We start from the raw sequence: 13,237 nt of genomic DNA, 5'->3' as shown, positions 1-13,237 counted from the left end.
TCGGACGGAACTCGATTTAAGACGCGATACTAGGAGGCTTTTGCCATGGGTTCGGGGCGGGGGCGTTGGCCGTTGCCGTCTGGGGGTGTGCTGGTGGTGGGGCGGATGCGCTGGCCGTTGGTGCCGCCGTTCTGGTGTTGCACGCCGGAGCCGTTGGACTGCAGGGTGACGAGCAGGGTTTTTGCGGGCTGGTCGCCGCGGCAGATGTAGCTGTGCGCCACGCCCGCGTCGAAATAGGCGGCATCCCCGGCCTGCAGGGCGTGGACGGCGGCGCCGTGTTGCACGTCGAGTTCGCCCTCGACCAGGTAGAGAAACTCGTGGCCGGGGTGCTGGTGGGCGCGGCGCGGCTTTACGCCGGGCAGGAACTCGATGTAGTAGGGGTCGAGTTGCCGGTCGGGAACCATGTAGCCGAGCGACTCGAAGAAGTAGGAAGGCTCGTCGGTGCCGGTTTGCGGCAGGCGGACCCGTTCATGGCTCCGATGAACGCGGAAGAGGGTCTTTGGCTCGGGTTCAAAGAAGTAGCTCAGGTCCTTTGAGAACACGATGGCGATGCGGGCCAGGTTGCGCAGGGTGGGGACGACGCGTCCGGTCTCGAGCTGTGAGAGGAAGCTGGCGGACAGGCCGGTGTGGCGGCCAAGCTCGACGAGGCCCATCGACTTTTTGAGCCGGAGCGCCTTGATGCGCTCGCCCAGGCGCTTTTCCGAGATAAAGGTTTCTGCGGCCTCGCCTGCCGCGTTTGCAACGACGTCGGTGTTGTCGGCCATGCGCTCGGGAGTGATCTCCGCGATCGGTTGCACGTCGGCTTCCGAGGTCTTTACCAAAGAGATTTGTTTCGTTTCGAGCACCGGTTGGCTCTCCTTATGGCTTGGCTCCGTGTGCAGCAGCCAAACAGATGTTTCTATACCGTCGAAAGATGTACGGTTGGACCCTCTCATTCAGATTGAGGAAAGCGCAAAGATTTTTAGCTTGCGATGCGCCAGATTCGGCCATTCCGAAATGGCGCAGAACGGACCCGTGCACGGTACAGGACGGGAGCGGGCGGCAGCGATGGTAGGCTCGGTGGGGTGCGCCGGCCCATGCAGCTCAGTCAGATTCATGGCTTCGGTGCGGCCGGGCTTTGTGCCCTGACGCTTCTGACGGGTTGCGCCAGTCCTGGCGTTCCGCGGCCGCCGTCGCTGCACCTGCCTGCGTCCGTCCGGGATTTGGCGGCGCAGCGCGTTGGGGACGCGGTGGAACTGCACTTTACGGTGCCTGAGGAAACGACAGACCACCAAGCCCTGGAGCACAAGGGAGTGCCGCTGCCGCTGACGGCGGTCGTTTGCCGCATGCAAGGCGCCGCGTGCCAGGGGATTGCCCGCATGGCGGTGACGCCAGGGCAGGTGGTGGCGGCGACGGACACGCTGCCGCCCGCGCTGACCGTGGGTGTTGCGCGCGCGCTGGCATACCGGGTGCGGGTGGAGAATGCGGCCGGACGCGACGCGGGTTTGTCGCGCGATGCCCTGTCGGCGGCTGGAGCGGCACCCGCCGCGCTGACCGGGCTGGCCGCAGTGACGGTGGCGCAGGGTGTTCAACTTACCTGGAACGCTGTGCCAGATGCGCGTGAGCCGATTCGCGTGGAGGCGACGGGGACCGCCGCAGCGCCGGGGAACCGAGCCGCAGCGAACGGGCGGGCGACGCGCGGAGGCAGCGCGGCCGGAAGTTCGCCGCGGCTGCTGCAGGTGCTGCCCGCGCCGCATGAGCCGGGTGGGGCGATCGACTCTTCGCCGGCGGTGGGTGCCAGCGTTTCGTACCGGGTGTACCGGCAACGCGAGATCGTTGTCGATGGGCAGGCACTGTCGCTGCGGGGAGCATCGGCAGAGGTGACGGTGACGCGATCGGCGGATGTGTTTGCCCCGGCGGCGCCGCTTGGCCTGCTCGCCCTGGCACTTGTGACGGAAAACGGCGGGGCCTCGGTCAGCCTGTCATGGGAGCCGAACAGCGAACCTGACGTGACCGGTTATTTTGTGTACCGGGCTACCGACACGGGTGGTTTCGTGCGCGTGACAGCGTCACCGGTCGCGGGGGTGTCGTTTCAGGACACCGCCAGCACGGGTCTTCACCCTGGCACGCGAGTTCGTTACGCGGTCACGGCGGTGGACCGGGCCGGCAATGAGAGTGCCAGGTCAAGCACGACCGAGGTTGCCCCGCAGCCGTGACGGGTGCCGTGTGGGCTTCGCTAGGCCAGGTCGTGTTGACGCATACTCTTCGATCACCTGGGGGCGGGCGAGGGATTCAGGCGAATGCATTCTTTCCTGCTTGTGAGGAAGTAGACGTCTTCCGCGCGCATGCCGGCGATGTCGGCAGGAGTGACGCAGGAGGGGAGCACAACCGCGCCGCCGGCATGCTTCAGGTCGGCGTAAAGGTCATTGCGAAGGAAGAAATATTTCCCAAGGACCTGAATCAGACCGTACCCATCCAGGGCATGGTCGCGGTAGAAGCGGCCCTCCCGCGCCCAGGGGCCGTGCGTTTCGATCAGGTCCGGGTGGTTGTTCTGCACGAAGGTTGGCACCGCGCTGTAGCCGCGCCTGGCGAGGTAGGCATTCGCCAGCAGCGCGGAGTCCATCACGGTCAGGTGTTGACAGCAGAGCGAGGAGGCGCCCACGTCCGGGATGAACGCGGAGAGGGTTTCGCGGTGCAGGCTGAGGCGTACCGCATCCGCGGCCAGGCCGGTTTGCTCGACCGCGGCGTAGGAGATGCTTTGCCCGTCGACGGCCCGCCATACCTGCACCGGCCATAGCGCGAGTTGGCACAGAACGATGACGGCCATGACGCGGCGCGTGTTCAGGGACAGAGCGCTGCTGAGCGACTGCATCGCGGAAACCAGGGCCAGGATCAGGAAAGGTACGAAGGCGAGAACCATGCGTCCCGGATGTCCCCAGTTCTGGCCCAACGCCAGGCCGACGCCAAGCGCGCCCAGGGTCATCGAGAGGAAGATGGGACGGAGTCCCTTATCGATTGGCGGCGTTGCGGTCTGCCGTTCCAACTTTCGGACCAGCCAAAAAGCTGCGGCGAAGCAGATGGGAATGGCCAGAATCGTGAAGATTTCGGCGGTGGCATCGGTGCGGCTGAAGAGTTTCCCCTGCAAGGTGAGGGGCGTGTAGGGCGGCCAGCGTTTTGCCAGAATAGTGTTTGGCAGCCAGCTATGGAAGCGGTGGAAGCGCCAGGCCTCCACCCCGGCGAAGAAGAGAACGTTGGCGAGAGCAAGCAGCGAGATCGACTTCGCCTTGCGAAAGGTGAACCACACGCCGCCGTACAGAAAAAAGAGCAGGTATGGCGCTTCCAGGCGGACGAGCAGCAAGGCGCAGGAGAGAAGTACCGCGCCAGACCAGGAGACGAAGGCATGTTTGCCGGTCTGCGGACGGTACGCGTCGATGAGCGCCAGTGCGAGTGCCAACGTGAGCAGCATGTAGAGGTTCATTTCCATGCCGTTGAGGGTTTCGAGGAACGGAGCTTCGTTGAGCGCGAGCAGAAGTACGGCAACCGCCGCATAGGAAAGGGGGAGAAAACGCTTTGCCAGCCTCGCGAAACAGTACAGCGATAGACCGAAGGCGAGCCCGGCGGCGATTTTGGACCAGGCCAGCAGAGCATCCGGTGAGCGGAAGAACCTCGCACCGGCAGCCAGCACAAGCATCCAGAGCAGGGACGATGTGCCTTCCACCTGCTCGGAGGTGGGTGTGAGCGCAATCATTCCCGTCTGGTGGAAGGTTCGGGCAAATGCGGCTGTGATGGCGCCATCGTCCCAGGAGGAATGCAAGTGGAGCAAGGCAGCGGAAGTGGCAAGAAGCGGCGTCAAACAGCACGTAAGCAGGACAGCAAGCCTGCCTTGCCGGGTCATCTTCGCGAGCATGTTCCTAACATACTTGTCGTTTGGGATGGGGCACATCGGAGTTTGCCAGGGGCCGGTCTCTAAGCCTCTTTGCCGCAGGTAGCGCCGGGCCCGGAGCGTTACCATGGAATAGATCGTAGGAGAACGACATGGCTACCTTGCTCGACAAGTTGAAGCAGTACACCACCGTGGTTGCCGACACGGGCGACATGAAGTCGATGGAGAAGTTCAAGCCGACGGACGCGACCACGAACCCGTCGCTGATTACGGCAGCGGCAAACATGCCCGAGTACAGCGACATTGTGAACGATGTGCTGAAAGAGGCCAAGGACAAGGCCGGCGCGAACTCGGACGACAAGGTCGTGGCGGCGGCCGCGTTCAAGACGCTGGCCGTGGCGTTTGGCCGCAAGATCCTGGACATTGTGCCGGGCCGCGTTTCCACCGAAGTGGACGCGCGCATGTCCTTTGACAAGGAAAAGACGAAGGAGCAGGCGCACGAGATCATCAAGCAGTACGAGGACGCGGGCGTGGACCGCAAGCGCATCCTGATCAAGATCGCGTCGACGTGGGAAGGCATTCAAGCGGCGAAGGACCTGGAAGAAGAAGGCATTCACTGCAACCTGACGCTGCTGTTTGGCGTGCACCAGGCGGTGGCGTGCGCGGAGGCCAAGGTCACGCTGATTTCACCGTTCGTGGGCCGCATTCTGGACTGGTACAAGAAGGATACGGGCAAGGACTACCAGGGTGCGGAAGACCCCGGCGTGGAGTCGGTGACGAAGATCTACAACTACTACAAGAAGTTCGGCTACAAGACGGTTGTGATGGGTGCGAGCTTCCGCAACATCGGCGAGATCAAAGAGCTTGCCGGTTGCGACCTGCTGACCATTAGCCCAAAGCTGCTGGAAGAGCTGAACTCGGGTGAGGGTGAACTGCCGCGCAAGCTGGACCCGGAGAAGGCGAAGTCCATGGAGATCGAGAAGATCCCGATGGACAAGGACAAGTTTGAGAAGATGCATGCCGAGGATCGCATGGCGCATGACAAGCTGAAGGAAGGCATTGAAGGCTTCTCAAAGGCGTTGGAGGAGTTGGAAGAGCTGCTGGCGAAGCGTGTGAAGGAGCTCGGGAAGTAGGCTTTGCCGAAGCTGCTTCTGCGAAGCAGGACCGGTTGCGAACGGACAGATGAAGAGGTTCGGCCATTGGCTGAGCCTCTTTTTGCGTGGAGGACTGTTGCGTTTCGCATAGAGGACTGTTGCGTTTCAGGGCAGCATGCATTCGCCACGTGTGCCGATAGAGCATGTGAGGGGGATGGCCGCGGGTATGGTCGTACGGTTCACATGGCAACGGAAGGAGTGGCGCGAGGCTTACCTGCTTTCGACGACGATGCTGGACCGGACAGCCGGTCCCGTGCCGATGGGCTATCTGATCCTTGGATTGATGGCGATGGGCGGCGTGGGCGAGCTGGCACGCTCGCTCCGTCCTAGCCGCGAGGCCGTCCTGGAGGACAGCTTTTTGCCGGTGCTGCTGCTGGTGGGCGCGCTGTGCGCGTGCGTTGCGATGGCGCTTGCGGTGACGCGCCGCCACGATCGTTTCCGCGGCTTGCCCGCAGTGCCTGAGGGCGAGCAACAGGTGACGGTGCACGAGCTTGGGTGGCGGGCTGCACCGGGCGCGCATACTTCGCCGGAGCAGCAGGTGCGCGCGTGGTCTGAGGTGCAGGGGCTGCGCACCGGGCGACGTGTGCTTACGCTGTTGACCTGTGACGGCGACACGGTGAGCGTGCCGCTGCGGGCGTTGAGCGCAGACCAGGGTGGCTGGCTGGAACGGCTCTTGCTGCGCAAGGTGCCTCGTATCGGTTAGGCGCAGCGGAGATGCCGCATAGGATGAGGCATCTTAGGGCCGGGTCGATGAGGCGGTTGGCTGCGCAATCGGCTTGGACAAGGATTGCTCGCGTCTGCAAAACTTCGGATGCGCCGCGCGGGGTGTGCGTTCGGAAGGACGCGTGTGTGGCGGTGGCGAGGAGGTCCGATGACGCTCTTGCAGTGGTCCGGTTTGCTGACGCTTGCTGTTTCGCTGTGCGGCGCTTCGAGTTTGCCCGCGCAAGATGAAGGCGCCGCGGATGCGCCGACGTTGCGGGTGCAAAGCCGCCTGGTGATTGAGGACGTGCTGGTGATGGATGCGCATGGCAATCCGGTACATGGGCTGCAGGCGTCGTCATTCCACATTCTGGACAATGGGCGACCGCAGCAGGTGCGCAACTTTCAAGAGGGTTCGCCGCAGGTGCCGTCGTCTGTTGCGGTGGAGTCGCTGCCGGCGGGCACCTTTCGTAGCGATACGGGCTATGGTGCGGCAGCCACGACCGAGGTGCTGCTGATCGACACCGACGACATGGAACTGGCCGACCAGATGTTTCTGGGGCAGGAGTTGAAAAAGAGCGTGGCGGGCATGCCGGCCGACCTACCGGTAGCACTGTTCGCGGTCCGCTCTGGCCGAATCATTCCGGTGCTGACCGCGACGACGGACCGGGCTGCCCTGTCCCGCGCAATTGCAGAAACACTGCCGGTGCAGAACCACGCGATTGACAGCCGGTTTCAATCGGCACTGAACCAGTTGATGACCGTGGCGGCGTTTCTGCAACAGACGCAGGGCCGCAAGAACGTGATGTGGTTCGCCGGGCAGTTTCCGCTGGTTCCGGTGCCGCCCGCGGATGGGAGCGAAGCCGGTCCGCAGCCTGACATTTCTGTGCGGGAGCACGAGATCCACCAGGTGCAGGAGGCGTTGGCGGAGGCGCGAGTTTCCGTGTTTCCGGTGGATGTGCGGGGCGTGCTGCCTGCAACCTTTGCATTTACCGTGGCGGCAAATGTATCCGATGCACGCAGCCAGATGCATGCACTGGCTGCGGCAACAGGCGGCCGCGCATACATGCTGAACAACCTTTCCGACGAGATCGGCGAGGCGATCGATGTGGGCAGGTCGGCCTACAGCTTGTCGTACTCGCCGGCGGCGTATCGCATGGACCAGAGCTTTCACCAGGTGACAGTGCAGGTGGATGGTGGGTACACGGTTTCGTACCGCATGGGGTACCTGGCCACCTACACCGGAGCAGCGGGTGAGCCGCCGCGAAGCCGCCTGCTGCGCGGCGGTGTGAAGACGGCGGACGCCGCTTCGAATGTGCCGCTTGTGTTCCAGGTACGGCTCCTGGCGCACGACGATCCGCAACACATAACGGTCGATTTCAGCATGGCCCTGGCGGAGTTGAAACAGGAGCATGCGCAAGGCGTGTGGAGCAGCAAGCTGCTGGTCGCCACCTATGCGTATGACGCGAGCGGCAAGGTGCGCAGCGGCAAAGTGCAGCAGCTGGACACCGCTTTGAGCGACGTGCAATTTCAGCAGGCAAGTGACAAAGGGCAGCGCGTTGCTACCCGGCAGGAACTGACCCTTCCGAAAGGAGCCAAATACCTGCTGGTTGTGGCGCGCGACCGCGACTCGCAGCGTACGGGGAATGTGTTGTTGCAAACACGGCTGCTGGCGTCATTGCCGCCGGCCGTGGTTCCGCCAACTTCGGAAGCGGCACCCATTACGGCACCCGCGGCACCGTAGCCTTGTCGCGCTGCGATCTTCCCGCGGCGTATTGTCAAAGCGGAACCATCATGCAGCGAACGCTTTTTCGTCTCCTCAGCTTTCCCCTGACCGCAGTTCTGATTGCAAACACCGTAATCGCGCAGGCGCACAGCGCGCCGCAGGCAATACCCAGCACGGCGCGTTCGCGTGTGTGCACGGGGCGCGCGGTGCCGCAGTTTACTGACATTACGGCGAAGGCTGGCATTCACTTCAAGCACCTGGCGGCGCCGGAGAAGAAGTACATCCTGGAGTCGATGGGCGGCGGTGTGATCGTGATCGATTATGACCGCGACGGCTGGCCGGACATTTACTTTACAAACGCGCCGACGGTGGACATGACGTTGCGAGGCGAGAAGGCGCAGGGCGCGCTGTACCACAACAACCATGACGGCACGTTCACCGACGTTACGGCGAAGAGCGGCCTGGCGACGCCCGGGTTTGCGATGGGCGGCGCGGTGGGCGACTTCAACAACGACGGCTGGCCCGACCTGTACGTGACGGCGCTGGGCGGCAACAAGCTGTATCGGAACAACGGCGATGGCACCTTTACTGATGTGACGGCTAAGGCGGGTGTGGCGGACGGCCGATGGTCCACGGGCGCGGCGTTCGGCGATTACGACGGGGATGGCCTGGTCGATCTGGCGGTGAGCAATTACGTCGACTTCCGGCTGGACGATCTGCCGGGCTTCGGGAAGAGTCCAAGCTGCCGGTACCGCGGCATTGATGTGCAGTGCGGTCCGCGCGGTTTGCGGGGCGCGGGCGATTCGCTGTTCCACAACAACGGTGACGGCACGTTTACGGACGTGTCAAAGGCCGCCGGCGCGGATGACAAGCCGGGTTACTACGGGCTGGGTGTGGTGTGGAGCGATTTTTCCGGCACAGGGCGGCCGGACCTGTACGTGGCGGATGACTCCACGCCGAATTACCTGTACCGCAACGACGGGAAAGGCAAGTTCACCGACGTTGGGCTGGAGTCCGGAACGGCGGTGAGCGGCGACGGATCGGAGCAAGGCTCCATGGGCGTGGCGGTGGGTGATTACAACCACACGGGCCGCTTCTCAATTTATGTGACGAACTTTGAGAACGAGTTCAACACGCTGTACCGGAACGACGGCAAGGGTGACTTCAGCGATGTGTCGTATGACGCGGGGGTGGCGCTGCCGTCGTTGCCGTATGTGAAGTGGGGCGTGGTGTTTGGCGATCTGGACAATGATGGCTGGCTGGACCTGTTCAGCGTGAATGGGCATGTGTACCCGCAGGTGGACACGCTGCCCTCGGGCGCGCGGTATGCCGAGCCTTCCAATTTTTTCCTGAATGAGAAAGACGGGACGTTCTGCGATGCGAGCGCGCAGGCGGGTACGCCGGTGACGATGCCGCGCGTGGGTCGCGGTCTGGCTGCCGCGGATTTTGAGAACGACGGCAATCTCGACCTAATTGTGGAGAACCTGGATGGCAGCCCCGCGCTGCTGCACAACGCCGGTGTACCCGGCCGCCACTGGGTCAGCGTTGAACTGGCCGGAACCAAGAGCAACCGGCTGGCGCTGGGTGCGCGCGTCGTGCTGCATGCTGGCGGCATGACACAGACCGAGGAAGTGCGCAGTGGTGGCAGCTACCTGTCACAGAGCGATCTGCGCGTTCACTTTGGGCTGGGCAGCGCGACCCGCGTGGACTCGGTGGAGGTGCACTGGCCGTCTGGCGCGGTGGACACGCTGGCGAATCTGCAGGCCGACCGCTTCTACGCGGTGCGGGAAGGCGCGGGGGTGGTATCCGCGGAGGCAATCCGCCTCGGACGCTGAGGGTGAGGCTAACTTGTTGATTTCACAGCAGCTGCTGCGGGGAATCAAGCCAAAGTTTCATCTGAGGAATTTTCTCCAGCGAATCTGCGCAAAATGTCTTGACACGACAGATTTCTCTGTCGTTTCATGAGTAGCGCTGCCAGGCAATCCTTTTACCAGTACTTCTGGCGACGTACGTTCGGTTCCACCCAAAGAAGGATGCGGCGTTCCAACGCCTGCATTGCAACATTGTTTGTTTCTCGGAGGCCAATGAAAAGGCAAAACTCAATTCTCGGGGCTCTGGCCCTGGCCGCCGTACTTACTGGGAGCATGCTTGCCCAGAAGACGAGCGGTACGGTCACGGGTCAGGTGACAGATCCATCCGGCGCTTCGGTGCCGAATGCGACCGTCAACTTGATCAACAAAGCAACCGCTACCAACCGCACCGTTCACACCAATGGATCGGGCGAGTACACGTTTACTGACGTCCAGATCGGCACGTACGAAGTGGACGTGGTCTCCCCAAGCTTCCGTAAACAGGTCACGCAAGGCGTGGTCGTGAACGTGGACAACGTAACCACGGCCGACGCGCACCTGGTCACCGGTGACGTGAGCGAGTCCGTTACGGTTACCTCCTCCACGGTGCAGGTGCAGACCGAAGATGCTTCGGTAGGCGGCATCGTTGATGGCACGCAGGTGAAGGAACTGCCGCTGAACGGCCGCTCGTTCGTGCAGCTGACCCAGCTGCAGCCCGGCATTTCGCCCGCGAACAACTTCGATTCGAAGAACAAGGGCCTGCAGGCCGGCGTCGATTTTTCGGTGAACGGCAATCCGACGACGAACAACCTGTACCTGATCGACGGTGCGAACAACAACGACGTGGGTTCGAACCGCACGATCCTGATTTACCCCAGCATCGACGCGATCGCCGAGTTCAAGATGCTGACCAACAGCTACGGACCGGAGTACGGCCAGGCCTCGGGCGCGATCATTTCGATCGCGACGCGGCAGGGCACGAACACGATCCACGGGTCGGCGTTCTACCAGGGCCGCAATGACGCTCTGGCGAGCTACACGTACTTCTCGCGACGCAACGCGGGAACGGGTGCCCCTCTGAACGGCAAGGATAAGCTGCGCCGCAATGATTTCGGCTATTCGATTGGCGGTCCGATCCTGAAGGACAAGCTGTTCGGGTTCTTTAACCAGGAGTTCAATCGCACCATCAGCGGTTTCACCAAATCTGCTTGCGTTGCAACGGCAGCGGAACAGGCCGGTGACTTCACCCAAACCTATGGTGCGGTCAGCGGTAATGCAGGCCAGCTTTCCTCGGGTTGCAATGAGCCGCAGCCGACGTTCGCAAACGGATCCCATCGCCTTGCGACCGTCGACAAAGCTGGTGCCCTGTTGGCCCAGTACTACCCGACGCCGAACAAGGCGCTGTCGGCGGCTGACAACAACTGGTCTGTTTCACTGCCGACCTTCGTCAAGTACCGGCAGGAGAACGTGCGTGTTGATTACAACGTGACACCGCGCAACACTGTCATGGGCCGCTATACCCAGGACAGCTGGGCTGATCCGTCCTATAATGGCAACCAGTACTGGGGCGATTCGGACTTTCCGGCGATCAACACGAACTGGGCGCAGCCGGCGAAGTCCGTGGTAGGGCGTTGGACCAGCACCATCTCCAACACCCTGGTCAACGATGCAGAGTTCTCCTACTCGAACAACCGCATCAACCTGACACCCGGTGGCACCAACTCGGGTCTGATTCAGCAGCTGAACGCTGCCATTCCGACGTTGTACCCGGCTTCGATCAAGAACAACAAGGCAGGCAGCATCCCGACCGTTTGGGGCGGCTTGGGTAATTACGGCAGCGGCCAGTCGATCTGGACCATTGCTCCGTGGAACAACCTGGAGAACCTGTACAACTTCCGCGACGACATCTCCAAAGTCGCCGGCAAGCATCAGCTGAAAGCCGGCCTCCTGCTGGGTTGGAACCAGAAGGATGAGGACATCAGCACCTCGGCTTCCGAACACCCGAACTTCGGCACGAGCGATTCAAACATCGACACCACCGCCGGCGGCTTCCGCACAGGCAACAACCTCGCCAACGTCCTGATCCCCAACAACCCGTTCCTTCTTGGGGAGCCGTCGACGAACGTACGCGCTCTTCTGGATTGGCGCGACTACGAGTTCTACGTCGGCGACGTTTGGAAGATTACACCTCGCGTGACGCTGAGCTATGGTTTCCGCTGGTCCTTCCTGCGCACGCCATACCAGCCCAACGGTGCGGAAACGAGCTTCCAGCCGAGCCTGTATGACCGCACCAAGCCCGCATCGGATGCTTGCAACGGCCTGACCTATGTTCCCGGTAAGCCATCGCCTTGCACCGCTGCCAATACTCAGTTCGGTACTGCCTTCTCTGCCGGCGTACCCGGACCGAACAAATACCTGGTCAAGCAAAATAACCACGAGATTGCGCCTCGCGTTGGCCTTGCGTTCGACGTGCTGGGGAATGGCATGACGGCCCTCCGCATCGGCGGCGGTGAGTTCTATCAGCGTGAACGCGTATCTCGCTATACGCTCGAGCAGAATGCACCTTTCGCCGTGAACACTTCCAACTATTCGCGTGCGCTGACCGGCGCAACACCAGCTTCGCTTGCCGGCGGTTCGGCTTCGCCTTCCGGCGGATTCGACACTGCGGACACAATCCCGTCGACCTGGCAATATAACGTTGCGGTCGAGCAGCAGCTGATGAAGAATACAACGGTGCAGGTTGGCTATGTCAGCAACCGGGGCCGGCACCTCACCTCCAACTACGACATCAACAGCATCACTCCGAACAATTGGCAGCTCAGCACGTTTACCAGCGGCGGCGCACAACAGGCGCTTCGGCCGTACAGCAATTTCGGCACGCTGGCGTGGTGGTCTCATAACGGCGACTCCAACTACAACTCGTTGCAAACGGCATTCCGTACACAACTCGCAGGCTTCCGTTTTCAGGCCGCATACACCTGGTCTCACGGGCTGGCGGACGTTCTCACCGACAACTCCGATGGTGGCAACGGCACCGGCGTGCAGAGCTTCACCTACTACCCGGATCCGAGTCTGGATAAGGGGAATGCTGCGACCAACCGTCCCGACTTCTTTGTTGCGAACGGCACGTACCTGCTGCCCCGGCTACAGGGTCGCACCAACCTAGTTCAGCAGACGCTGGGCGGGTGGGAGGTCACGGGTATCACCACGGCGGCTTCCGGCAACTCGTTCTCCATCTACCAAGCTGGTTTGGGTGAGAATACCGGAGCTGTCCCCACCGGGCTGACTTCACAGGCACTGGTCAATGGTGCGCTTGTGTCCTACGGCGCCGGTTCGGTGAACTCGCTCTTTCAGAGCGGACTCACAGCCAGCCAGCGTCCTCTGCTTGCTCAGGGTCAGACCTGCAACAGTGGCAACATCAGTGGAGCGCAGGTGATTAATGCAAATGCGTTCACGCTGATCGGCTATCACCTGGGAACGTATGAGCCGGGCATGGCGCCTCGTGGTGCTTGCCACGGTCCTCGGCTGGTCAACACCGACCTGTCGCTCGACAAAAACTGGCGTGTACACGACCGCTTCAATGTGCAGTTCCGCATGGATGCGTTCGACTTGCTTAACCACGCAAACTTCCGCGCCGATCAGGGTAACTTCACTCCTGTCTCCAGCGTGAACTGCGGACCGCAGAACCAGCGCCTCACCGCGGCACAGGGTGGCGGTCTTGGTTATGCGCCCTGCTCGCCCACCAACAACATCGTCACAAACCAGGTCGCGGGTCAGAACTTTGGCCGGTCGACGGGTGTGAACGGCAACGCCCAACGGCAGTTCCAGTACGGTCTGCACATCGAGTTCTAATCTCGGTGGAAAGGGCTTTTCACCATGAGGGCAGGACTTCGGTCCTGTCCTCTTGTTTTCCGTGCACACCGCGAAAATCGAGTTTGCGTGGAAG

At 62.1% G+C, this 13,237-nt stretch carries 8 protein-coding genes; 6 read left to right on the top strand and 2 right to left on the bottom strand.

All coding sequences use genetic code 11. The features are described 5' to 3' along the window. Window positions 1–29: 29 nt before the first annotated feature. Window positions 30–845: a helix-turn-helix domain-containing protein gene (locus ACOFKT_RS16080; protein WP_419804997.1), complete on the bottom strand. Its 816-nt coding sequence runs from the start codon at window positions 843–845 to the stop codon at window positions 30–32. A gap of 231 nt (window positions 846–1,076) precedes the next feature. Here ACOFKT_RS16080 and ACOFKT_RS16075 point away from each other — a divergent pair, with 231 nt between their 5' ends. Further along, a complete protein-coding gene (locus tag ACOFKT_RS16075; protein ID WP_419804996.1) occupies window positions 1,077–2,195 on the top strand; it encodes a fibronectin type III domain-containing protein in 1,119 nt (372 codons plus the stop codon). 53 nt (window positions 2,196–2,248) lie between these two features. Here the strand turns inward: ACOFKT_RS16075 and ACOFKT_RS16070 are convergent, their stop codons facing one another. Then, the gene (locus tag ACOFKT_RS16070; RefSeq protein ID WP_419804995.1) at window positions 2,249–3,727 is read right to left on the bottom strand and encodes a hypothetical protein; all 1,479 of its coding nucleotides are present in this window, start codon (window positions 3,725–3,727) and stop codon (window positions 2,249–2,251) included. A gap of 287 nt (window positions 3,728–4,014) precedes the next feature. On the opposite strand from ACOFKT_RS16070, the gene ACOFKT_RS16065 reads away from it, so the two are divergent. The 5 genes from ACOFKT_RS16065 (at window position 4,015) to ACOFKT_RS16045 (ending at window position 13,143) form a co-directional block, all read left to right on the top strand. Next, window positions 4,015–4,995: a transaldolase gene (locus tag ACOFKT_RS16065; protein WP_419804994.1), complete on the top strand. Its 981-nt coding sequence runs from the start codon at window positions 4,015–4,017 to the stop codon at window positions 4,993–4,995. Between the two features lie 175 nt (window positions 4,996–5,170). Continuing rightward, on the top strand, window positions 5,171–5,719 hold the full coding sequence (locus tag ACOFKT_RS16060; RefSeq protein ID WP_419804993.1) for a hypothetical protein: 549 nt from the start codon (window positions 5,171–5,173) through the stop codon (window positions 5,717–5,719). A gap of 168 nt (window positions 5,720–5,887) precedes the next feature. Beyond that, complete coding sequence (locus tag ACOFKT_RS16055) at window positions 5,888–7,459, top strand: VWA domain-containing protein (RefSeq protein ID WP_419804992.1); 1,572 nt, start codon at window positions 5,888–5,890, stop codon at window positions 7,457–7,459. A gap of 50 nt (window positions 7,460–7,509) precedes the next feature. Continuing rightward, window positions 7,510–9,276, top strand: coding sequence for a CRTAC1 family protein (locus ACOFKT_RS16050; RefSeq protein ID WP_419804991.1), 1,767 nt, complete (start codon window positions 7,510–7,512; stop codon window positions 9,274–9,276). 309 nt (window positions 9,277–9,585) lie between these two features. After that, complete coding sequence (locus tag ACOFKT_RS16045; protein WP_419804990.1) at window positions 9,586–13,143, top strand: carboxypeptidase regulatory-like domain-containing protein; 3,558 nt, start codon at window positions 9,586–9,588, stop codon at window positions 13,141–13,143. Window positions 13,144–13,237 lie beyond the last annotated feature (94 nt).

Source organism: Terriglobus sp. (assembly GCF_965201105.1).
In the GTDB taxonomy this organism is placed as follows: Bacteria; Acidobacteriota; Terriglobia; order Terriglobales; family Acidobacteriaceae; genus Terriglobus.
The sequence above is the reverse complement of the archived record's forward strand: the minus strand, read 5'-3'. Positions and strand labels throughout refer to the sequence as shown.

Coding starts and splice junctions, on each gene's coding strand:
- ACOFKT_RS16065 (WP_419804994.1), top strand. CDS start 4,015: ATGGCTACCTTGCTCGACAAGTTGAAGCAGTACACCACCGTGGTTGCC.
- ACOFKT_RS16045 (WP_419804990.1), top strand. CDS start 9,586: ATGCTTGCCCAGAAGACGAGCGGTACGGTCACGGGTCAGGTGACAGAT.
- ACOFKT_RS16070 (WP_419804995.1), bottom strand. CDS start 3,727: ATGATTGCGCTCACACCCACCTCCGAGCAGGTGGAAGGCACATCGTCC.
- ACOFKT_RS16060 (WP_419804993.1), top strand. CDS start 5,171: ATGGCCGCGGGTATGGTCGTACGGTTCACATGGCAACGGAAGGAGTGG.
- ACOFKT_RS16055 (WP_419804992.1), top strand. CDS start 5,888: ATGACGCTCTTGCAGTGGTCCGGTTTGCTGACGCTTGCTGTTTCGCTG.
- ACOFKT_RS16075 (WP_419804996.1), top strand. CDS start 1,077: ATGCAGCTCAGTCAGATTCATGGCTTCGGTGCGGCCGGGCTTTGTGCC.
- ACOFKT_RS16050 (WP_419804991.1), top strand. CDS start 7,510: ATGCAGCGAACGCTTTTTCGTCTCCTCAGCTTTCCCCTGACCGCAGTT.